Below are 19720 nucleotides of genomic sequence, written 5' to 3'. Positions count from 1 at the left end.
CTCACTTGAGGCCGATGTGCGCCCCGGGCCCGAGCGGCAGGTGGAAGCCGTAGAAGATCCCCAGGATCGCCAGCCACACCACCAGGAACGGCACCGTGAAGATGGACAGCCGGGCGATGAGCGTGCCCAGCCGGGCCTCCGGTTCGTAGCGGCGCAGCAGGGCCAGCAGCAGGAACACGTACGGGTTCATCGGCGTGATGATGCCGGTGGCCGAGTCGCCGATACGGAAGGCGGCCTGGCTGAGGGCCGGGCTCATGCCCAGCAGCATGAACGCCGGGACGAACACCGGCCCCACCAGCGACCACAGCGCCGACCCCGAGACGATGAACAGGTTGAGACAGGAGACCAGCAGCACGAACGCGATCAGCGCCCAGAAGCCGGTCAGACCGATGGAGTCGAGCCCGGCCGCGGCCTTCACGGCGAGCAGAACGCCCACGTTGGACCAGTTGAACAGGGCGATGACCTGCGAGGCGACGAACATCAGGACGATGTAGCCCGACATGTTCTTCACGGAGTCGGTCATCGCCGTGACCACGCCCTCCGAGCCCGCCAGCGCCTTCACCGTGAACCCGTAGGTGAGCCCCGCCAGCAGGAACGCGCCGAACAGCACCGGCACGATGCCGGTCAGCAGGGGAGAGGGCACGAGCGTGCCGCCCTCGCCGCGCAACGGCGCACCCTCGGGCAGCCACAGGGACAGGACCGCACCCACGTAGAGGACGACGACCACGCCGGTGAACAGCAGGCCGCGGCGCTGCACCGGAGTGAGGGTGAGGTCCTGCTCCTCGGGCTCGTCGTCGGAGGCCTCGTACGGGCCCAGGCGCGGTTCCAGGACGCGGCTGATGAGGAAGCCGCCCAGCGAGCCGAGGACCAGGCTGCTCGACGCGGTGAAGAAGTAGTTGATGAGCAGGTTCAGGTCGAGGCCCTTGGCGGCCGGCAGGACCGAGGCCGCCTGCTGGGTGATGCCTATGTAGAGCGCGTCCAGCGAGCCGATGGTGAACCCCGCGGCATAGCCCGCGCCGACGCAGGCGAAGCCGCCGATCAGGCCCGCCACGGGATGCCGTCCGGCGCTCTTGAAGACCACGGCCGCCAGCGGCGGCAGCACGATCGCGGCGACGTCGCTGATCATGTGCGCCTGGCAGGCGACCAGCGCCACCAGGTACGGCAGCAGAGCACGCGGCGCGCGGGCCAGCGTGGCCCGCATGACGGTCTCCAGCAGCCCCGCCTTCTCCGCGACCCCCACCGCCATGATCATGAGCAGCACGGCGGCGATGGGCGGGAAGGTGGCGAAGTTGGTGACGAGGTTCTCCGTCAGCCAGCGCACGCCTTCGCCGGTGAACAGCCCGCCGATGGGCTTGGTGTCGGAGGTTCCGGGAACGGCGACCTTCACACCGGCCACCGCGAGCGCGGTGGAGATGAGGGCCAGGATCACGAAGAGGGCGGTGAACAGGACGATCGGGTTGGGCAGCGCGTTGCCCGCCCGCTCGATGAGCGCGAGCACCCGGTCGATGCCGGTCGGCCGCTGCTTGTCCGGGGACTTGCCGGCCGGGGCGTTGAGGTCGGTCAGTGAGGACATCAGAGCCGCCCTTCGGTTGGCAGGAGGTCCTTGCGTACGACGCCGTCCTGGACGACGCAGACGATGTTCGCGGGGTCGCCGAGGACGCCGATGTCCGTGAGCGGGTCGCCGTCGCACACGACCAGGTCGGCGGTGCGGCCGGCGGCGAGGGTGCCCAGCCGGTCGGCGATGCCGAGCAGTTCGGCGGAGGTGCGGGTGCCGGCGACGATGGCGTCCATGGGGTCCATGCCGAGGTCCACGAGATAGCTGAGTTCCATGAGGTTCACGCCGTGCGGGCCGACGGCGGCGTCGGTGCCGAGCGCGATCCGGGCACCGTACTCGATGGCCCGCGCGATGTTCTCCTTCGTGGTTCCGGACCAGCGGACCTTCTTCTGGTAGTGGTAGTCCGGCATCGTGTCCCTGTTGATGCCGGCGTAGACGGTGGACAGCGTCGGTACGACGAAGACGCCCTGTTCGCCCGCCATGTCGAGGGCCCGCTCGTCCAGGCCGTAGCCGTGCTCGATGCTGGTTACTCCGCCGCGGATCGCGTTGAGGATGCCGGCGTTGCCCTGGGCGTGCGCGGCCACCGGCTTGTCGCCGTGGCGGCGAGCCTCGTCGACGACGGCCCGGATCTCCTCCTCGAGCAGGCCCTCGTCGTCGGGGTCGTCGTACGGGCTGCCCATGCCGCCCGTGGCACACACCTTCACCAAGTCCGCGCCGTCGCGCAGCACCCGCCGCACGGCGAGCCGGGCCGCGTCCGTGTCGTCGGCGATCTCCGACATCCCGGCGCTCAGGTCGGTGCCGTCGGGCAGGCGTACGTCGGCGTGGCCGCCGGTGTGGCTGATGATCCGCACGGCCGTGTGCAGCCGCGGTCCCACCACGCGTCCGGTCTCGACGGCCGTGCGGAAGCCCGCCGACAGGCCGCCCAGGTCGCGGGCGGTGGTGATGCCGGCGGCGAGTGTCTGCCGCAGCCGTGCGGCCGTGTCCAGGGTGACCAGGACCGGGTCCAGTTCCGCGCGCCGGCTGGGCGGCGAGCCCTGCGCGTAGGCGAGGTGGACGTGGCAGTCGAAGAAGCCGGGCAGTACGGTGCGGCCACCGGCGTCGACGGCACGCTCACCGCCTGCCGGGGGCGCGGTCGCGGCGGGACCGGCGTAGGTGATGGTGCCCTGGGCATCGATGGAGACCACGGCGTCGTCCACGGGGGACGAGCCCGTGCCGTCGATCAGCCGGGCGTTGTGGACCCGAAGAGCGGTTCGGGTGGTGGTGTCCGTCATGGGGTGCGGTCACTCCTCCGTTGTCGGTAGCAGGCGAAGGGAGTGTGGAATGCAGAAGAAAACCTGGTGTGACGATGCAGGTTTCCGGTCGGATTCCCCGGGCGCGTGCAGAGAAGTGCCGCCCATGGGTGTGCAGGATCGTGTCTCCGCGGATCTCGACGAACTGGACAGAGGCGTCGTCCACGCGCTGCAGATCTATCCCAGGGCTCCGTGGACGCTCGTCGGCGAGGTGCTCGGGGTGAACCCGGTCACCGCGGCGCGGCGTTGGCACCGGCTGGAGGAGGCCGGCCTCGCCTGGGTCACCGCCTATCCGCGGCTGTCCAACTCAAGGATCGTGGTCACCGGCGTGGTCGAGGTCGACACCGAGCCCGGCGTCGCCGAGGACGTGGCCCAGGCCCTCGCGGCGGACCCCTCGGTGGCCAACATCAAGCTCACGGCGGGCGGCCGCGACCTGGTCGCCGCGGTACAGGCCCGCAACCTGGACGAACTGGCCCGCCTCACCACCCTGATGTTCCAGCGGACGCCAGGGGTGCGCGCGACGCGGACCCACGTGTCCACCGGCGTCCCCACCGAGGGCAGCCGCTGGCGCCTGCGCAGCCTGGACGAGGCCCAGAGCGCGCGGATCGAGGCGGCGGTGGCGCCGCCCGGCCTGCCCGTGCGCACCGCCGAGGCCGGCTGGGACGACCTCGACAACCGCCTGCTGGAACTGCTGAGCAGGGACGGCCGCATGTCCCTGCGCGACCTGTCCGCGGCGACCGACACCAGCCTCACCACGATGCGCCGCAGACTGCAGTCCCTCCTCGCCTCCCGCCTCAGCCTGCGCTGCGACCTGGCCCGCCCGCTGTCGGGATGGCCGCTGTCCGCGGTCTACTTCGCCTCGGTACCGGGCCAGTACGTGGAGGAGACCAGCCGCATGCTGGCCGGGGTGCGCGAGGTGCGCTCCTGCGCGATCACCGCGGGGCCGCACAACCTCGTGATCGACGTCTGGCTGCGCCAGCTGCACGACGTGCACGCCTTCGAGGCCCACCTTTCCCGCAAGCTCCCGCGTCTCACCGTCGCCGACCGCTCGGTGGTGCTGCGCACGGTCAAGCACATGGGGCATCTGCTGGACCACGACGGCCGCTGCATCGGAGTCGTACCGCTCCGGCACCCCCAGGGCCTGGGGCGTGCGATGACCGGGCCGGTATCGGTATAGTCAACAATGCGAGTAAGCAATTAGTGGCTCGACTCGGTGTGCAGTGGCGACGGAAGGCGGTCGACCGTGGCAGACAGTGGATACCTGCGATACGTCGCCCTGGGCGACAGCCAGACCGAAGGGCTCGGCGACGGTGACGAGGCCCGGGGCCTGCGGGGGTGGGCGGACCGCCTCGCCGAACAGATCGCCCACAGCAGTCCGGACCTGCTCTACGCCAACCTCGCCGTACGCGGCCGGCTCGCCGGACAGGTGCGCGCCGAGCAGCTCGCGCCCGCCGTCGCGCTGCGGCCCGACCTCGCCACGGTGGTCGCCGGGCTGAACGACGTGCTGCGGCGCCGGTTCGACCCGGACGAGGTGGCCGGTCATCTGGAGGCCATGTTCGCCGCGCTCACCGGTCAGGGCGCCCGCGTCGCGACGATCACCTTCCCCGACATCGGCCACATCGCCCCGCTGGCCCGGCCGCTCGCCCCGCGGGTCGTCGCCCTCAACGCCCGCATCCGGGAGGCGGCCCTGCGGCACGGCGTCGTGGTGGTCGACCCGCAGCCCTACCCGGTGGTCACCGACCCCCGGATCTGGAGCGCGGACCGGCTGCACGCCAGCCCGCGCGGCCATGCCCTCATCGCCGCCGCGGTCGCCCACGCCCTCGACCTGCCGGGCAGCGACGACAGCTGGACGAGGCCGCTGCCTGCGGAGGCGGCGCGCTCGCGCCTGCGGGCCGTGGGCACCGAACTGCGCTGGGCCGGCGGCTTCTTGGGCCCCTGGCTCGTCCGGCGGCTGCGCGGCCGCTCGTCCGGCGACGGGCGACAGGCCAAGCGCCCCGCCCTGCTCCCGGTGACCGCGCTCGCCGAGGGATAGTCGCCCCATTGACTAATCAACAAGCTGTTAAATTGGGGCAATGGCTCTGCGCAACGCGGTGATGGCCGCGCTCCTGGAGGGTGAGGCGTCCGGATACGACCTCGCGAAGGGCTTCGAGGCCTCGGTCGCCAACTTCTGGATGGCCACCCCTCAGCAGCTCTACCGCGAGCTGGAACGGATGGAGAAGGAAGGGCTCGTCTCGGCCCGGGTCGTCCAGCAGGAACGCCGGCCCAACAAGCGGCTCTTCTCGCTCACCGATGCCGGACTCGAGGTCCTGCGCGACTACGTCGGCGAGGCTCCGGCCAAGCCGCTGGCCCTGCGGGACGAGTTGATGGTCAAGGTCCAGTGCGTCGACATCGGAGACGCCCGGGACGTCGACGCCGTACGGGCCTCGGTCGCCGAGCGCTTCGAGCGGTCCACCGCCAAGCTGGCCCGCTACCAGCGCATGCAGGAGCGCATGCTCGACGGCCGCAGCGAGGAGGAGTACCTCGCCACCGCCGAGCGCATCGGCCCCTACCTCACCCTCCTGGGCGGCATCGCCCTCGAGCAGGCCAACCTCCAGTGGGGCGAGACGGTCCTGAAGCGGCTCGAACAGCGCGCTTCGGCGCTGGGCGCGTCGGCCGACGACTGACGTCCTTCCCTCTCAGGGGTCGAGATCGGATTACCGGTGTGACGGCCGGTTCATCGGGCTGCCCTTGAGCGCGGAAACCGATCGGTTTACGATGACTGGAAACCGATCGGTTTTCCGAGTGGGGAGTCAGTCATGACCGAGATCAAAGACGCCGTCGTCCTCGTCACCGGCGGCAGTCGGGGCATCGGCAAGGCGCTGGTGGAAGAGCTGTACGCCCGTGGCGCGGGCAAGGTGTACGCCACTGCCCGCGACCCGCGGACGGTGACGCACCCCGACGCCGTTCCGCTGGCGCTCGAGGTCACCGACCCGGACGCGGTGGCGGCCGCCGCCGCTCGGGCCCAGGACGTCACCGTGCTGATCAACAACGCCGGCGCCTCTGTCGGCGGGTCCTTCCTCGACACCCCGGTCGACGACGTGCGCCGCGAGTTCGAGATCAACTTCTACGGGCCGCTGCTGGTGACCCGCGCCTTCGCCCCGGTCATCGAGCGCAACGGCGGCGGCCACATCCTCAACGTCCACTCCGTGCTGTCGTGGCTCGGCAACGCCGGTTCCTACAGCGCCTCGAAGGCTGCCCTGTGGCAGCAGACCAACTCCCTGCGCCTGGAGCTGCTGCCGCGTGGCATCGCGGTCACCGGCCTGCATGTCGGCTACGTGGACACCGACCTCACCACCCGCATCGACGCGCCCAAGTCCGAGCCCCACGCCGTCGCCGCGCTCGCGCTCGACGGCATCGAGGCGGGAGCGCACGAGGTCCTGGCCGACGACATCTCGCGCCAGGTGAAGGCGGGGCTGGCCGGCGACCTGACGGCGCTGTACCCGCAGTTGGTCCACTGACGCCGGCCGCACCCCGCGGGAGCGTGGTTGCGCTACCCCCGCTGCCGCTGCGGAGCCTGGATCGTCGAGTTCGCGGATCTCGGTGACGGCATACCGGCGACCGCACGCGAACACGGGTGACGAACCACCGCCCACACCGTCTTGCCGTGCCGCCCCCGGCCCCGTACCCCCCAGGTCTGGGCCAGCTGGTCGACGAGGTGCAGGCCCCTGCCCATCTCGTCCTCCGCGGTGGGCACGGCACGCAGGACGGGCTGCGCGGAGCTCTCGTCGGAGACGGCTATGAAACAGGAGCCGTCGGCCCGTGCCGTCACCGCTAACTCGAACTGGCGCTCCAGGATGGGCCCGTGACGGACGACGTTCGCCGCCAGCTCGGAGGCCAGCAGTACGACTCTCTCCGTGATCTCGTCGCCCCTGTCGTGGCCCCAGGTGGCCAGGTGCTGCCGTACCCGGTACCGGGCGAAGCCGACCGAAGCCGGATGCCGGGGAAGTCGGAACGTCTCGCGTCTCAGCACACGCATCCCTCCGGAATGAGATCGAAAAGACTCGACACTGGAAGAAGCGCACAGTGACAGATCAATGTCACGCCGCACACGACGCTCGGCTGAATCTGGCCATATCTGGACCGTCGGTAACGTAGCGGCGCCTGGAGGGAACTCCTGGCCGCGAGGTCCGGCGCCGCAGGCCCGTGCCGCGCGGTGCGGTCCGGAAGTGGGCACTTCAGGGCCGCAGTTGGCCGGGTGCCGCAGACCTCCGTGGCGTCGGCTCCGCCTACCGGCAACCGACCGGGTGACCGGCTGGGCGGCTGCCCGTTCTCGGACAGAATGGCTGACGTGCGTGCTACCGCTTGCGGCCGACGCCGCCGAAGTCGTCGACCTCCCGCGGCTCCCCGGCGGCAGCGGTCGGCCGCCAGCGAGAGACCGACACCAGGCCGGGTTCGAGCAGCTCCAGGCCGTCGAAGAAGCGGGCGAGCTGTTGTGGGCTGCGGTTGACGCGGGGATTGTCGCCCGCCTCGTTCCACTGCTCGATCATCGTGCGCATTGCATCAGGGTCGAGGACCTCGGTGTCGTCGCACAGTACGAGATGGCTCCCGGAGGGCAGCGCATCGACCAGGCGCCCCACGATGTCGTAGGCGGTGTCGTCGACGACATGGGCCGTGATCCCCAGCAGGACGAGCGCGACGGGGCGGGTGAAGTCCAGCGTCTTCGCGGCGCCCCGCAGAATGCGCTCGGGATCGCGCAGGTCGGCGTCCACGTAGGCGGTGCTGCCCTCCGGGGCGCCGGTGAGCAGCGCCGCCGCGTGGGCCAGCATGACGGGGTCGTTGTCGACGTAGACGATCCGCGTCTCGGGGGCGATCCGCTGCGCCACCTCGTGGGTGTTGTCCGCGGTGGGCAGGCCCGTGCCGACGTCCAGGAACTGGCGGATGCCCACCTCGCGGACGAGGTACTCCACCGTGCGCACGAGGAACGCCCGCTGGGCCCGTGCGATGTCGAGGATCTGCGGGTTCGCCGCGACGATCCGGTCACCGACCCGACGGTCGATCTCGTAGCAGTCCTTGCCGCCCAGCCAGTAGTTCCAGATCCGGGCGGAGTGCGGAACCTTGTCGTCGACGATCGAGCCGTCAAGTGGCATGAGAACTCCCGCAGTTGACCGACGGCCACCACCCCACCGCCTGCCGCGTGATCCGTCAAGCGCGTGCCCCGGAACCGCCTTCTCGGCGCCGTGCCAAAATGGATGTGCCGTTCCTCCTGCTCAGCCGTCCTGCCGACCCGTCCGCCGAGGGTGATCCGTGACCAAGCCCGCCGCCCGTGAGCCGCTGCGCCGCAACTCGCGGTCCAACCGGGCGCGCATCCTGGCCACGGCCCGCCAGGAGCTCGGGCGCAATCCCGGCATCACCCTCGAGGAACTCGCGCGCGCCGCGGGTGTCGTACGGCGCACGCTCTTCGGTCACTTCCCCGGCCGCCAGGCCCTGCTGGAGGCGCTCACCGAAGAGGCGTCCGAGGCGCTGCGCGAGGCGCTCGTGCGCGGGGCGCGGCCCGAGGAGCCGGCCGAGAGGGCGTTCGCGTACTTCGTGCTCTCCATGTGGCCGGTGGGGGACCGCTACCGGATGCTGCTGGGGCTGGCCCGGCGGGACCTGGGTGCGGAGTGGGTGACCGAGGTCCTGGCCCCGGCCCGCGAGGTGGTCACGGCGATTCTGGAGCGAGGGCAGCGCGACGGCGTCTTCCACTCCCATCTGCCGCCCGCCGTGCTGAGCGCCGCCCTTGAGGCGATGACGGTCGCCCTGCTCGAGGACGTGAACACCGGGGCGCTGGAGGACGACGGGACCCGTACGGCCGTCGCCACGCTCATCGCGGCCGGCGTACCGGAGAAGCGGGCGAGCGCCGTGGTCGAGGAGGTCGCGGCGACCGTGCCGCCCGAGGAGCCCGCCGCGGACGCGTGAGTTCCGGCCCGGGTGATCTCGTACCGGGCACGGATTGGTTGCGGCCCGGACTTCTCGGCACGTCGATGCCAGGGCCGCGGCAGCATGGCGACGCATGAGCCGAGACCGCTACGTCGACTTCCTGCGCGCGTGGGCGATCGTCCTGGTCGTGCTCGGCCACTGGCTGATCACCGCCCTGCGGCACGGGCCCGGCGGTGAGCTCACCGCACCGGAGCTGCTGGCGAGCGTGCCCCGGACCCAGTGGCTGACCCTGCTGTTCCAGATCATGCCGCTGTTCTTCCTGGCCGGAGGCCACGCGGCGAGCGGCTCCTGGGCGCGGACGCGGTCGGCGGGCGGTACGGCGGCCGGTTGGGTGGGGCGGCGGGCGGTGCGTCTGCTGCTGCCGACGGCCGTGTACAGCGGCCTGGTCCTGCTCGCCGTCGCGGTCTGCTCGGCGGTCGGCGTGGACCCGGGCACCCTCGCGCTCGTCGGGTGGGCCATGGCGATGCAGTTCTGGTTCCTGCCGGTGTACCTGCTCCTCAGCGCCCTGACGCCGGTACTGCACGCGGCGCACCGGCGCTGGGGGCTCGCCGTCCCCGTGCTCATGGGCGCGGTCGCCCTGACCGCCGACGCGCTGGTGCTCACGGCGCACGCACCCTACGTGGGCCTGCTCAACTACGTGCTCGTCTGGGGCGTCGCCTACCAACTGGGCTTCTGCTGGCGCGACGGCCTGCTGACCGAGCGCCGGCCGCTCGTCCCGGCCGCGATGGCCGCGAGCGGCGGATTGGCCTTCGCGGCACTCGTCGCCCTCGGCCCCTTCCCCGTCAGCCTGATCCTGGTGACCGGACAGACGCCCAGCAACACCGATCCGCCGTCCGCGGCGATGCTGTCCTGGGCGGTCGCGCAGGTGGGCGCGTGCCTGCTCGCCGCACCGGTGCTGCGGCGCCTGCTGGACCGTGAGCGGGTGTGGCGCGTGGTGCGCCCCGTGGGCGGCGTCAGCATGACGCTGTATCTGTGGCACATGCTGCCGGTACTGGTGGCCGCCGCCGCGTTCTACCTCACCGGCCTGGCCCCCGAACCCGCCCTCGCATCCGCGGCCTGGTGGGCGCTGCGAGGCCCCTGGCTGCTGGTACTCGGCGTCGTCCTGGCTGCCGCGGTATCGGTGCTGCGCCCGTTGGAGGGCGGCCTGATGAGGCGGTACGAGCGGACCCGCCCGGACGCCGGCCCGTACCGCCCCTGGCTGCTCTGGCCGGGCCTGGCCGCAGCCGTCACCGTCCTGACCCGCTTCGCCACCCAGGGCTTCGCCCACGACGGCGGGTTCCCCGTACTGCCCGCGCTGGGCCTGGCCGTGGGCACGGCGCTCGTACTGCTCCACCGAAGGCCGGCCGACCGCAGCGACGAGCACTCCGAGGACGCCACGGGCGCCTTGGAGGAGGCGGCCTGACATCGGGCGGCGAGACATCAGCGGGCTCTCGACTGACGCTGTGTGAAGGCCCGTTGAGGGTCCTCAGACACTCCCGTATGAAGCGCCTGCTCCAGGGCGCGCCCGTCGAGCAGGTGGTCAACCCGGCCGTGGTGGACGACCCCGCCCTCATCGACTACTACGCCCGACTGGGCGCCGAACACCGGAACTCCACATGTGATTGAATATTCAAACGGATTGCGGTAGAATGCGCGCATGTCCACGACGCCGCGCTGGCTCAACGCCGACGAACGACGGGCCTGGCTGGCCTACGTCGACTTCTCCACCCTGCTCGCCGACTATCTCAACCGGCAGCTGCGGCGCGACGCCGGCGTGACCCACGCCGACTACAGCCTGCTCGCCCACCTCTCCTCGACGCCCGACGGTGCCCTCGGCATGTCCGAACTGGCCCAGCGGCTCAAGATCACCCGCAGTCGGCTCACCCACGCGGTGAACCGGCTGCAGGAGATCGGCCTCGTGGACCGGCGGGAGGACCCGGCCGACGGCCGAGGCCAGCTGGCCGTCCTCAGCGAGGAGGGCCACGCCCTGCTGCGGCGTGCCGCCCCGGGCCACGTGGACGCCGTACGCCGAGCGGTGTTCGACGCCCTCACCCCGGAACAGGTACGGCAGTTCGCGGAGATCGGCGAGGCCATCAGCGACGCCCTGCACCGCGCCGAGAGCACCGAGACCGACCCGGCGGTGCTGCCGTGGCGACGCCGGTAGGGCAACCAGGGTGCGGTCCTGGCTGGGACCCGGCGGCGGGCGACGTCATGCTGCACGGTGCGAGCACCGCGCACGAGTGCCTGCGCGCCGGGCTGCTGGACGAACTGGAGATCCGCCTCGTCCAGGTCCTGCTGGGCGACGGCAGCCGGTTGTTCGACGCCTTTGGCCCCGACCACGTCGAACTCGAGCTGTTGCGCCGCCTGGAGGCACGCGACGTGACGCACCTCCGCTACCGAATGCTGCGCGGCTAAGACGCGTTGGCAGTGGTCTGACGCCGTTGCCAGGGGTAGGGCGCCGTTGTCAGTGGCGCGTCGTACGCTCCGGCGGATGACACGCCACCGCATCGAGCCGCGCACCCTGGAGGCCGCGGTCCGCGACGCCCGACAGGCTCTGACCGCGCACGACGACGCCCTGGAGTGGCTGCTGCGCCCCGACGCGGCGCTGAACCCACCGCTGGGCAGCGAAGTGTGGGCCTTCGACAGCACCCTGACGCATGTCCTGCTGGTACGGCACCGCTGGCGCGGCTGGGTGCCGCCCGGCGGCAAGGTGGACCCCGGTGAGACGCCACGGGAGGCGGCCCGCCGGGAGCTGTTCGAGGAGACGGGCGTCCGGGCCGAGCTCCTTCCGGTACCGGCGGCTGTCATGGTGCGCTCCTATCACCCCGACTGGTCGGCCACCGTGGGCCTGACGTTCCTCGAAGTCCTCGACAGGCGAACGCAGTTGACGCCCGAGGAGGGACAGCCCGCGGCCTGGCTGCCGCTGGACGAGCCGTGGCAGGGCTGGTTCGCCGAGGACCGACTCCGGATGAAGCAGTGCGCCGATCGGCTCCGAGAACAGGGCGACGAAGCACGAGGATCTTGACCGCATAGGTTGGGTGCATGACACAGGGGGAACAGTCCGCGACGCTGACCACGTCGTCGGGCGAACGGACAAGAGGGCGGCGCGCCGCCCGGCGTACCAAAGCGGCGAGGGGCGGCCCGGCCCGGGTGTCCTCGCCGCAAGGACACTCGCGCTGACCCTGACGTATCTCGCCCTGGCCCGTCTCCTGAAGATCGAATGAAGATCGAAGGACTGAGATACCTCTCCGAGCCAAGGTGACTACGGTGACGCCCCGTCCGTCGACCAACCACAGCCCCGACCTGCGGTCCGTTTACCGATCCCGCCGAGGGCTACGCGGGCGACATGCACTACCTCGCCGATCGGGGATCTGGGAGGTGCCATGACCCGGAAGGTACGCGACGTGATGTCGTCCGGCGTGGCCGCCGTCGAGCCCATGACCACGGTGGCGCGTGCCGCCCGCATGATGCGTGAGCAGGATGTCGGCGACGTGTTGGTGGCCTACGACTGCGATCTGTTCGGTGTGCTCACCGACCGCGACATCGTGGTCCGGGCGCTCGCCGAGGGCCGCGACCCCGCCGGCACGACCGTCGGATCCGTGTGCACGCCGCCGCCCGTGGCGACCCTGACGCCGGACGACACGACCGACCGCGCCATCGAGCTGATGCGCCGCCACGCCGTCCGCCGCCTGCCGGTCGTCGAGCGCGGCGGCTGCCCGGTCGGTGTGATCAGCCTCGGTGACCTTGCCACGACGGAGGACACGCACTCCGCGCTGACGGACATCGGCAAGGCGGCACCGAACCGTTGAGGGTGCGCGAGACCCGGTGACGCCGTGTGCAGGCCGGGGCCGCGTGCATCGACCGGCGCACAAGGGGTACGCGGGGCACCGGACACAGGGGGCCGTCTCCGCGGGAAGGAGTGGCGACCGCGATGCAGTTCCATGACCGGGGGCACGCCGGGCGGGAACTGGCCGGACGGCTGCGGGTCCGGCAGAAGCAGGGCGCCCTGCCCGACCCCGTCGTCCTCGCCCTGCCGCGCGGCGGCGTCGCCGTGGCCCAAGAGGTGGCGCGGGCCCTCGGCGCCCCGCTCGACGTGTTGGTCGTACGGAAGATCGGCATCCCGTTCCACGAGGAGTACGGCGTCGGCGCGATCGTGGGCGACGACGATCCGCTCTTCGACGAGCGCGCCCTCGAACAACTGGGCCTCAGCGAGTCGATGCTCGCCCCGGTGGTCGAGCGGGAACGCGCGGAGCTCCACCGCCGCGAACGCCTCTACCGGCAGGGCCGCCCCGCCCCCGATCTGACAGGCCGGACCGCGATCGTCGTGGACGACGGGCTCGCGACCGGATCAACCGCCCGCGCCGCCCTGCGCTCCGTACGGCGTCAGGCGCCCGCCCGCGTCGTGCTGGCCGTGCCGGTCGGCTCACCGGAGGCGGCGGACGGCATGCGCGACGAGGCCGACGAGGTGCTCTGCCTGGAGCAGCCGCCTACCTTCATGGCCGTAGGCCTCTGCTACGAGGACTTCGAGCAGCTGACGGACGAGGACGTGCTGAAGGCGCTGCACACGACGGCCGAACACTGAACGGGATCGGAGAGGGGGAGTGGGGCGGGGGGATGGGCAGGGGGAACGGAAAAGGGAACTCTGAAAAGGGGAACGGAAGAGGCCGGCTCGACGGCGTTCGCGCCGAGCCGGCCTCTTTTGGTGGTGCATCCCCTCGGGGGTCAGTCCGTGCCGAACTCCATCGCGGCGCGGTCCAGCAGTTCGTCCGCGTCCGAGACCTCGCCGCGGGAGGCGATGGCCTCGGCGCCACCCTCCGGCAGCTCCGGCATGGTGCCGATCAGCCCGGTCGCGGCCGCCTGGGAGGCGCCGATGGTGGGGCTGCCGGTGCCGATCAGGCCGAGACCGACGTACTGCTCCAGCTTGGCGCGGGAGTCGGCGATGTCGAGGTTGCGCATGGTGAGCTGGCCGATCCGGTCCACCGGGCCGAATGCCGAGTCCTCGGTGCGCTCCATCGACAGCTTGTCCGGGTGGTAGCTGAACGCCGGGCCTGTGGTGTCGAGGATCGAGTAGTCCTCACCGCGCCGCAGCCGCAGCGTCACCTCGCCGGTGATCGCCGCGCCGACCCAGCGCTGCAGCGACTCCCGGATCATCAGCGCCTGCGGGTCCAGCCAGCGGCCCTCGTACATCAGCCGGCCCAGGCGCCGACCCTCGGTGTGGTACTGGGCGAGGGTGTCCTCGTTGTGGATCGCGTTGACCAGGCGCTCGTACGCCGCGTGCAGCAGGGCCATGCCGGGCGCCTCGTAGATGCCGCGACTCTTGGCCTCGATGATCCGGTTCTCGATCTGGTCGGACATGCCCAGGCCGTGGCGGCCGCCGATGGCGTTGGCCTCCATGACCAGGTCGACGGGGGAGGCGAACCCCTTGCCGTTGATCGTCACCGGGCGGCCCTGGTCGAAGCCGATCGTCACGTCCTCGGTGATGATCTCGACCGACGGGTCCCAGAACCGGACGCCCATGATCGGCTCGACGGTCTCGACGCCGGTGTCCAGGTGCTCCAACGTCTTGGCCTCGTGGGTGGCGCCCCAGATGTTGGCGTCGGTGGAGTACGCCTTCTCCGTGCTGTCCCGGTAGGGCAGGCCGTGCACGAGCAGCCACTCCGACATTTCCTTGCGGCCGCCGAGCTCGGTCACGAAGGCCGCGTCCAGCCAGGGCTTGTAGATCCGCAGGTGGGGATTGGCGAGCAGGCCGTAGCGGTAGAACCGCTCGATGTCGTTGCCCTTGAAGGTCGAGCCGTCGCCCCAGATCTGGACGTTGTCCTCGAGCATCGCGCGGACCAGGAGGGTGCCGGTGACGGCGCGGCCGAGCGGCGTGGTGTTGAAGTAGCCGCGCCCGCCCGAGCGGATGTGGAACGCACCGCAGGTGAGCGCGGCCAAGCCCTCCTCGACGAGTGCCGCACGGCAGTCGACGAGGCGCGCGATCTCGGCACCGTAGGTCTTCGCACGGCCGGGCACCGAGGCGATGTCGGGCTCGTCGTACTGACCGATGTCGGCGGTGTAGGTGCAGGGGATGGCGCCCTTGTCGCGCATCCACGCGACCGCGACCGAGGTGTCGAGGCCGCCCGAGAAGGCGATGCCGACGCGCTCGCCGACGGGAAGGGAGGTGAGGACCTTGGACATAGGAAGAGTATGCATGATCTCGCATGATCATGCAAAGGGGGGTTCCTGCACCTGAGACGCCACCGCTCAGGCACCATGATCGTGTGACATACGCGGTGACTGTGGACGTGGAGTTGCCCAAGGGCGCCCCGGAGCTCGACGTTCTTCAGCGGGAGGGCGTCGCCTTCCTGCTGCGCAAGGGCCTCGATTCGATCGCGGCGATCGAGGGGCCCGACGGGATGGAGGTCGACCTGGTGGACGACGTCATCGCCGTGCATCCCGGAGGGGCCCTGCTGAAGCTCTTCATCGACGCTCCGGCGCTGGAATTCGCCGAGGACGCCGCGCGTGAGGTCGTCGCGGAGGTGATGGAGCGGAGCGAACCGCTCGTCGACTGGGAGATCACCCGCTGCGGGGTGGATCTGCACCCCGACCTCCTCCAGGAGAGCCTCGACGCGGCCGACGGCCCGGACGCACCGCCTGCCGATCCCGCGGAACGCGCACGCCGGCACGCGGCGGGCGAGCCCTCCGGCGAGTCCAGCCGTCTCGACGAGGCCGAGGTCGAGGAGATGCGGCGCAGACTGCGCTCGCTCGCACCGAGCCTGCGGGCCTTCCCGATCGAGGCCTTCGGCCACTCCGACGACAAGGAGGAGCGGGTCGTCGGTCGTGAGGCGGCGGAAGTCGCGGCAGGCGCTGTCGTGTACGCCATAGATCTACTGGTCGACGAACTGTTCACGGACCTGGCCGGTCTTGAGGAGGACGGGCCGACCGTCGCGGAGACCGACGCGCCGTTCATGATCCTCGACGAACTGCCCCCGCACTTCGCCCTCCAGTACACGGTCCTGTTCGCGCGCCGTCTGACCGTCACGGCCGTGACCATGACCGGCCGCCTCACCCAGCCGCACTTCGGCCGGCTGAGCTGCGTGGCCGAAGAGCTGCTGATGAAGTTCCTCCTCTCCCAGGCCGAAGCCACGGCCGACCTCTACGGGTTGCTGAGCGACGAGGTCGAAAAAGCCCTGCAGGTCTTCGGCGACGGCGTGTTCGAGGACATGGACCACGAGTGGCTGTACGCCCCGGCCGCGGACGGTATCGGCAGAGGCGTCCAGGACTGGTTCATCCCCTTCGACGAAGAGCGGTATGTCCATCCCTACGCCGCCAACGACGACAATGATGACGAGGAGCCACAGGACTGACACCGCTCCTGGCCGTCCCCGCCGCCAGGGGGTGAACCCTTGGCGGTCCTAGTCTGGAGCCCGTGCGAACCTCCCTTCTCTCCGGCGGCGACGGTGCCGGCGACGGACCGGGCGCGGCCGCGGCCCGGATCACCGGCCGTACGGTGCGCAGCGAGCGCCGGTTGTCCGGTGCCCTGGCCGAAGTCGGTCTGGACGATGGGCAGTTGGTGATGGTCAAGCGCGGGGACGATCCCGGGGCAGTGCAGGCCGAGGCGGCTGGGCTGCGCTGGCTGGCCGACGCCGGTACGGTCCGCGTGCCGAACGTCCATGGCCACGACCGGCGTTGGCTGGTGACCGACCTGATCCCGCCAGGCGCGCCGACGGCCCAAGCGGCGGTGCGGTTCGGGCGCGGGCTGGCTGCCCTCCATGCCACGGGCGCGCCCGCGTTCGGCGCGCCACCGCCCGGCGGTCCGGTCGACGCGTACATCGGGCTCGCCCCGATGCGCAACGTCCCCGGCGCCAACTGGCCCCACTGGTACGCCGAGCACCGCGTGCTGCCGTACCTGCGCGGCGCGGTCGACCGGGGCACCATCCGCCCTGCCGAGACGGCTGTGGTCGAGCGCGTCTGCGAGCGGCTGCCCGAACTGGCGGGGCCGGCCGAACCGCCCGCCCGGCTGCACGGCGACCTGTGGAACGGCAACGTGCTGTGGGGAGCGGACGGGCATACCTGGCTGATCGATCCGGCCGCGCACGGCGGGCACCGGGAGACCGACCTCGCGATGCTCCACCTCTTCGGCTGCCCGCACCTGGAGGACGTACTCGACGGCTATCAGCAGGCGGCGCCCCTCGCCGACGGGTGGACGGACCGGATCGCGCTGCACCAGCTCTTTCCTCTCCTGGTGCACGCCGTGCTCTTCGGCCGCGGTTACGCCCGACAGGCCCTCGACGCGGCGCGTCGGGCCCTGCCCTGATGAAGTACACGTTGTGCCGGACGTGGTCGCCGACCGGTTCGCGGCCCGTGCGCAGTGTGCGTACGTACGGCGGTGCCGACGACCGTGCCCTCGGACAGTCCCGACAGGTGCTGCAGAGCCTTCCAGGCCGGCGCACTCGGATTTCGGGCGGACCGCGTCCGCGCGCACTTCACATACGGAGCGACTTATGGCTTTTCCGTGTGGAAGCAGCGCGAGGATCTTTCGCGGCACGCGTCTGAAGTGCACAGTCAGGAGCCGCCATCAAGGCGAGTGCCGCGCCGTCTGGAGGACAGCTGATGGGAGCTCCCGAACACCCGCAGCCGCAGGATGCCGCCGCCGCTGCGGGCGGCATCGGGCGCCGCAAGTTCCTGGGATACGTCGTGGCCGCGTCGACGCTGACCGTCGCCGCCGAACTCGGCGAGGCCGTCCTCGCGCCCACCCGGGCCGCAGCGGTCGTCCCCTCCGTGCCCGGACCGGCCGAGATCTACGACCTCAACGACATGCTCACCCACGCCACCCTGCCCACGGCGAACCTGATCACCATCCGGATCGACACCGACGGCACCGCCGCCTTCGCCCTGCCCCGGGCGGAGGTCGGACAGGGCATCACCACATCCAGCGCCATGCTCGTCGCCGAGGAACTCGACCTGCCGCTGGACAAGGTCCGAGTCACCCTCGCCGACGCACGCCCCGAGCTCCTGTTCAACCAGATCACCGGCGGTTCCAACACCACCATCTCCACCTTCACCCCGATCCGGGTGGCGGCCGCCGTCGCCCGCGGGCGACTCCTGAAGGCCGCGGCGCTCGAACTGGGCGAGGCCCTCGGCACCCTGACCGTCAAGGCCGGGGTCATCACCTCCTCCGTCTCCGGCAAGAGCCTCACCTTCGGCGAACTGGCGCAGAAGGCAGCAGGGGTGACGACCACTCAGGTCTCCGTCACCCTCAAGGAGCCGTCCGAGTTCAAGGTCATCGGCACCGCACAGCGGCGCGTCGACGCGCTGGAGGCGGTTACCGGGCGCAAGAAGTTCGCGATGGATCTGCAGGTGCCGGGCGCGCTGCCGGCCATGGTGTGCCGGCCGCCGACGGTCAACGGCACGGTCCGCTCGGTCGAGAACCTCGACGAGGTACGGGCCATGCCCGGCATCACCGACGTCGTGCGGATCTCCAGCGGCGTCGCCGTACGCGGCCGCACCTTCGGGCAGTGCATCGACGCGGTGCGCGCCCTCAGTGTCAGCTGGGGCCCCGGCACCGCGGAAGGCGCCTCGGACGACACGATCCGCGCCGAACTGCGCAAGGCCGAACTCCCGCTGCCCTCCCTCGACTTGCTGACCAAGTCGGTCGACGCCCGCTTCACCTTCCACTTCGCGAGCAACAGCGCCCTGGAGACCAACTGCGCCGTCGCCGACGTACGGCAGGACTCGGCCGAGATCTGGGCGAGCCTGAAGTCGCCGATCACCGCACAGGAGCAGATCGCGCTCACGCTCGGACTGCCGACGGCCGCGGTCAAGGTCCATGTCACCGAGGGCGGCGGCTCCTTCGGGCGCAAGCTCTTCCACGACGGTGCCGCCGAGGCCGCCGAGATCTCGAAGGCGACGGGCAAGCCCGTCAGGCTGATGTGGCACCGCACCGACGACTTCCGCCACGGACGTACGCACCCCATGTCCACCTCACGCGTGCGCGCCACCTACGCCCTCGGCCAGGTGCTCACCTACGACCAGCGGCACACCTCCGTGGCCACCGACTTCGGTCACGGCGTCGGCGAGATCATCACCTCCGAGGCCGCGCAACTGCCCGTCGGCGACCTCACCTTCTCCGAGACGATCTTCACGCTCACCCAGCAGACCCCCTACAACTTCGGCGTCGTCACCCAGCTGCTCAGCGAGACCGACAAGGGCTTCCACACCGGCTCCATGCGCAACATCTACTCGCCCAACGTGCGGTGCGCGCAGGAGCTGGTGGTGGACGAGCTGGCCAGGCGGATGGGCAAGGACCCGTACCAATTCCGCCGTTCCTTCCTCAAGGACGAGCGGGCGCGGGCCGTCCTCGACAAGGTCGCCGAGGTCGGCAACTGGGGACGCAGCATGCCCGCCGGGACGGCACAGGGAATCGCCCTGCACCCCGAATACCACGCGTGCGTCGCCGTTCTCGCCGAGATCGACTGCCGCCCGGAGACCACCGGCCGCAAGGTCCCTGACGCCTGCACCGGGCCTCGGGTCACCAAGGTCGTCTGCGCCGTCGACGCCGGGCTGGCCGTCAACCCTCGCGGCCTTCAGGCCCAGATGATGGGCGGCATCATGGACGGCATCGCGATCACGCTCAGCTCCGGGCTGCACCTCGACAACGGGCACTTCCTGGAGGGCAGTTGGGACAACTACTTCTACACCCGCCAGTGGAACACCCCGCCGGAGCTGGAGATCGTGGTCATGCCGCCGACCACCGGCAAGCCGGGGGGCGCCGGCGAGCTGGCCGTCGCCGGCGCGATGGCGGCCGTGGCCTGTGCCTACGGACGCGCGACCGGCACGATGCCCACGACCTTCCCGGTCAACCACGACGGCCCACTCGGTTTCGAGCCGCTGCCCACCAGCCCGCCGGTCCCGGCGTCCCCCACCGACGGTCTGAGCCGCGCCTACTAGGAGCCCAGGAGGC

At 71.1% G+C, this 19720-nt stretch carries 19 protein-coding genes and 1 pseudogene; 15 read left to right on the top strand and 5 right to left on the bottom strand.

All coding sequences use genetic code 11. The annotated features are described in order from the left end of the window. Position 1 precedes the first annotated feature (1 nt). Together OG303_RS07155 and OG303_RS07150 are read right to left on the bottom strand one after the other, a co-directional pair. Entirely contained in the window at positions 2-1573 is a 1572-nt protein-coding gene (locus OG303_RS07155) for an AbgT family transporter (protein ID WP_405865902.1), read from the bottom strand. Then, complete coding sequence (locus tag OG303_RS07150) at positions 1573-2826, bottom strand: amidohydrolase family protein (RefSeq protein ID WP_405865900.1); 1254 nt, start codon at positions 2824-2826, stop codon at positions 1573-1575. The genes OG303_RS07155 and OG303_RS07150 overlap by 1 nt, the downstream gene beginning before the upstream one ends. A 124-nt stretch (positions 2827-2950) precedes the next feature. On the opposite strand from OG303_RS07150, the gene OG303_RS07145 reads away from it, so the two are divergent. From OG303_RS07145 to OG303_RS07130, 4 genes are all read left to right on the top strand, one after another. Beyond that, positions 2951-4021: an Lrp/AsnC family transcriptional regulator gene (locus OG303_RS07145; protein WP_405865896.1), complete on the top strand. Its 1071-nt coding sequence runs from the start codon at positions 2951-2953 to the stop codon at positions 4019-4021. Between the two features lie 66 nt (positions 4022-4087). Beyond that, entirely contained in the window at positions 4088-4876 is a 789-nt protein-coding gene (locus OG303_RS07140) for an SGNH/GDSL hydrolase family protein (protein WP_405865894.1), read from the top strand. A gap of 40 nt (positions 4877-4916) precedes the next feature. Further along, positions 4917-5507: a PadR family transcriptional regulator gene (locus OG303_RS07135; protein WP_405865892.1), complete on the top strand. Its 591-nt coding sequence runs from the start codon at positions 4917-4919 to the stop codon at positions 5505-5507. 132 nt (positions 5508-5639) lie between these two features. Next, positions 5640-6341, top strand: coding sequence for an SDR family oxidoreductase (locus tag OG303_RS07130; protein ID WP_405865890.1), 702 nt, complete (start codon positions 5640-5642; stop codon positions 6339-6341). 32 nt (positions 6342-6373) lie between these two features. Here OG303_RS07130 and OG303_RS07125 read toward each other — a convergent pair whose 3' ends face one another. Together OG303_RS07125 and OG303_RS07120 are read right to left on the bottom strand one after the other, a co-directional pair. Beyond that, the gene (locus tag OG303_RS07125) at positions 6374-6853 is read right to left on the bottom strand and encodes an ATP-binding protein (protein WP_405877125.1); all 480 of its coding nucleotides are present in this window, start codon (positions 6851-6853) and stop codon (positions 6374-6376) included. 325 nt (positions 6854-7178) lie between these two features. After that, the gene (locus OG303_RS07120; protein WP_405865888.1) at positions 7179-7970 is read right to left on the bottom strand and encodes an SAM-dependent methyltransferase; all 792 of its coding nucleotides are present in this window, start codon (positions 7968-7970) and stop codon (positions 7179-7181) included. Positions 7971-8127: 157 nt separating this feature from the next. On the opposite strand from OG303_RS07120, the gene OG303_RS07115 reads away from it, so the two are divergent. From OG303_RS07115 to OG303_RS07080, 8 genes and pseudogenes are all read left to right on the top strand, one after another. Further along, complete coding sequence (locus OG303_RS07115) at positions 8128-8778, top strand: TetR/AcrR family transcriptional regulator (protein WP_405865886.1); 651 nt, start codon at positions 8128-8130, stop codon at positions 8776-8778. A gap of 94 nt (positions 8779-8872) precedes the next feature. Continuing rightward, complete coding sequence (locus tag OG303_RS07110; protein ID WP_405865884.1) at positions 8873-10201, top strand: acyltransferase; 1329 nt, start codon at positions 8873-8875, stop codon at positions 10199-10201. 77 nt (positions 10202-10278) lie between these two features. Further along, positions 10279-10404, top strand: a pseudogene (locus tag OG303_RS07105) (hypothetical protein); the annotation flags it as partial. Between the two features lie 31 nt (positions 10405-10435). Further along, the gene (locus OG303_RS07100; protein ID WP_405865882.1) at positions 10436-10942 is read left to right on the top strand and encodes a MarR family winged helix-turn-helix transcriptional regulator; all 507 of its coding nucleotides are present in this window, start codon (positions 10436-10438) and stop codon (positions 10940-10942) included. Then, positions 10927-11193, top strand: a complete 267-nt coding sequence (locus OG303_RS07095; RefSeq protein WP_405865880.1) for a dihydrofolate reductase family protein — start codon at positions 10927-10929, stop codon at positions 11191-11193. Before OG303_RS07100 ends, OG303_RS07095 begins: the two co-directional genes overlap by 16 nt. 76 nt (positions 11194-11269) lie before the next feature. Further along, the gene (locus tag OG303_RS07090) at positions 11270-11803 is read left to right on the top strand and encodes an NUDIX domain-containing protein (RefSeq protein WP_405865878.1); all 534 of its coding nucleotides are present in this window, start codon (positions 11270-11272) and stop codon (positions 11801-11803) included. A 358-nt stretch (positions 11804-12161) separates the two neighbouring features. Next, positions 12162-12587 carry a CBS domain-containing protein gene (locus OG303_RS07085; protein WP_405865876.1) on the top strand — a complete coding sequence of 142 codons (426 nt, stop codon included), beginning with the start codon at positions 12162-12164 and terminating at the stop codon, positions 12585-12587. A gap of 122 nt (positions 12588-12709) precedes the next feature. Then, positions 12710-13360 (top strand): phosphoribosyltransferase, encoded by a 651-nt coding sequence (locus tag OG303_RS07080; protein WP_405865874.1) that lies wholly within the window; start codon positions 12710-12712, stop codon positions 13358-13360. 140 nt (positions 13361-13500) lie between these two features. Here the strand turns inward: OG303_RS07080 and argG are convergent, their stop codons facing one another. Continuing rightward, positions 13501-14955: an argininosuccinate synthase gene (gene argG / locus OG303_RS07075; protein ID WP_405877123.1), complete on the bottom strand. Its 1455-nt coding sequence runs from the start codon at positions 14953-14955 to the stop codon at positions 13501-13503. Between the two features lie 83 nt (positions 14956-15038). Between argG and OG303_RS07070 the strand changes: the two genes are divergently transcribed. From OG303_RS07070 to OG303_RS07060, 3 genes are all read left to right on the top strand, one after another. Continuing rightward, the gene (locus OG303_RS07070; RefSeq protein ID WP_405865872.1) at positions 15039-16124 is read left to right on the top strand and encodes a hypothetical protein; all 1086 of its coding nucleotides are present in this window, start codon (positions 15039-15041) and stop codon (positions 16122-16124) included. 62 nt (positions 16125-16186) lie between these two features. Next, a complete protein-coding gene (locus tag OG303_RS07065) occupies positions 16187-17074 on the top strand; it encodes a fructosamine kinase family protein (RefSeq protein WP_405865870.1) in 888 nt (295 codons plus the stop codon). Positions 17075-17370: 296 nt separating this feature from the next. Then, positions 17371-19707 carry a molybdopterin cofactor-binding domain-containing protein gene (locus OG303_RS07060; protein WP_405865868.1) on the top strand — a complete coding sequence of 779 codons (2337 nt, stop codon included), beginning with the start codon at positions 17371-17373 and terminating at the stop codon, positions 19705-19707. Positions 19708-19720 lie beyond the last annotated feature (13 nt).

This window comes from Streptomyces sp. NBC_00005 (assembly GCF_045160215.1).
Classification (GTDB): Bacteria; Actinomycetota; Actinomycetes; order Streptomycetales; family Streptomycetaceae; genus Streptomyces.
Note: the sequence above shows the minus strand (reverse complement) of the source record. Positions and strands in the feature narration are given on the sequence as shown.

Coding starts and splice junctions, on each gene's coding strand:
- OG303_RS07155 (WP_405865902.1), bottom strand. CDS start 1,573: ATGTCCTCACTGACCGACCTCAACGCCCCGGCCGGCAAGTCCCCGGAC.
- OG303_RS07150 (WP_405865900.1), bottom strand. CDS start 2,826: ATGACGGACACCACCACCCGAACCGCTCTTCGGGTCCACAACGCCCGG.
- OG303_RS07145 (WP_405865896.1), top strand. CDS start 2,951: ATGGGTGTGCAGGATCGTGTCTCCGCGGATCTCGACGAACTGGACAGA.
- OG303_RS07135 (WP_405865892.1), top strand. CDS start 4,917: ATGGCTCTGCGCAACGCGGTGATGGCCGCGCTCCTGGAGGGTGAGGCG.
- OG303_RS07130 (WP_405865890.1), top strand. CDS start 5,640: ATGACCGAGATCAAAGACGCCGTCGTCCTCGTCACCGGCGGCAGTCGG.
- OG303_RS07120 (WP_405865888.1), bottom strand. CDS start 7,970: ATGCCACTTGACGGCTCGATCGTCGACGACAAGGTTCCGCACTCCGCC.
- OG303_RS07110 (WP_405865884.1), top strand. CDS start 8,873: ATGAGCCGAGACCGCTACGTCGACTTCCTGCGCGCGTGGGCGATCGTC.
- OG303_RS07100 (WP_405865882.1), top strand. CDS start 10,436: ATGTCCACGACGCCGCGCTGGCTCAACGCCGACGAACGACGGGCCTGG.
- OG303_RS07090 (WP_405865878.1), top strand. CDS start 11,270: ATGACACGCCACCGCATCGAGCCGCGCACCCTGGAGGCCGCGGTCCGC.
- OG303_RS07085 (WP_405865876.1), top strand. CDS start 12,162: ATGACCCGGAAGGTACGCGACGTGATGTCGTCCGGCGTGGCCGCCGTC.
- OG303_RS07080 (WP_405865874.1), top strand. CDS start 12,710: ATGCAGTTCCATGACCGGGGGCACGCCGGGCGGGAACTGGCCGGACGG.
- argG (WP_405877123.1), bottom strand. CDS start 14,955: ATGTCCAAGGTCCTCACCTCCCTTCCCGTCGGCGAGCGCGTCGGCATC.
- OG303_RS07060 (WP_405865868.1), top strand. CDS start 17,371: ATGGGAGCTCCCGAACACCCGCAGCCGCAGGATGCCGCCGCCGCTGCG.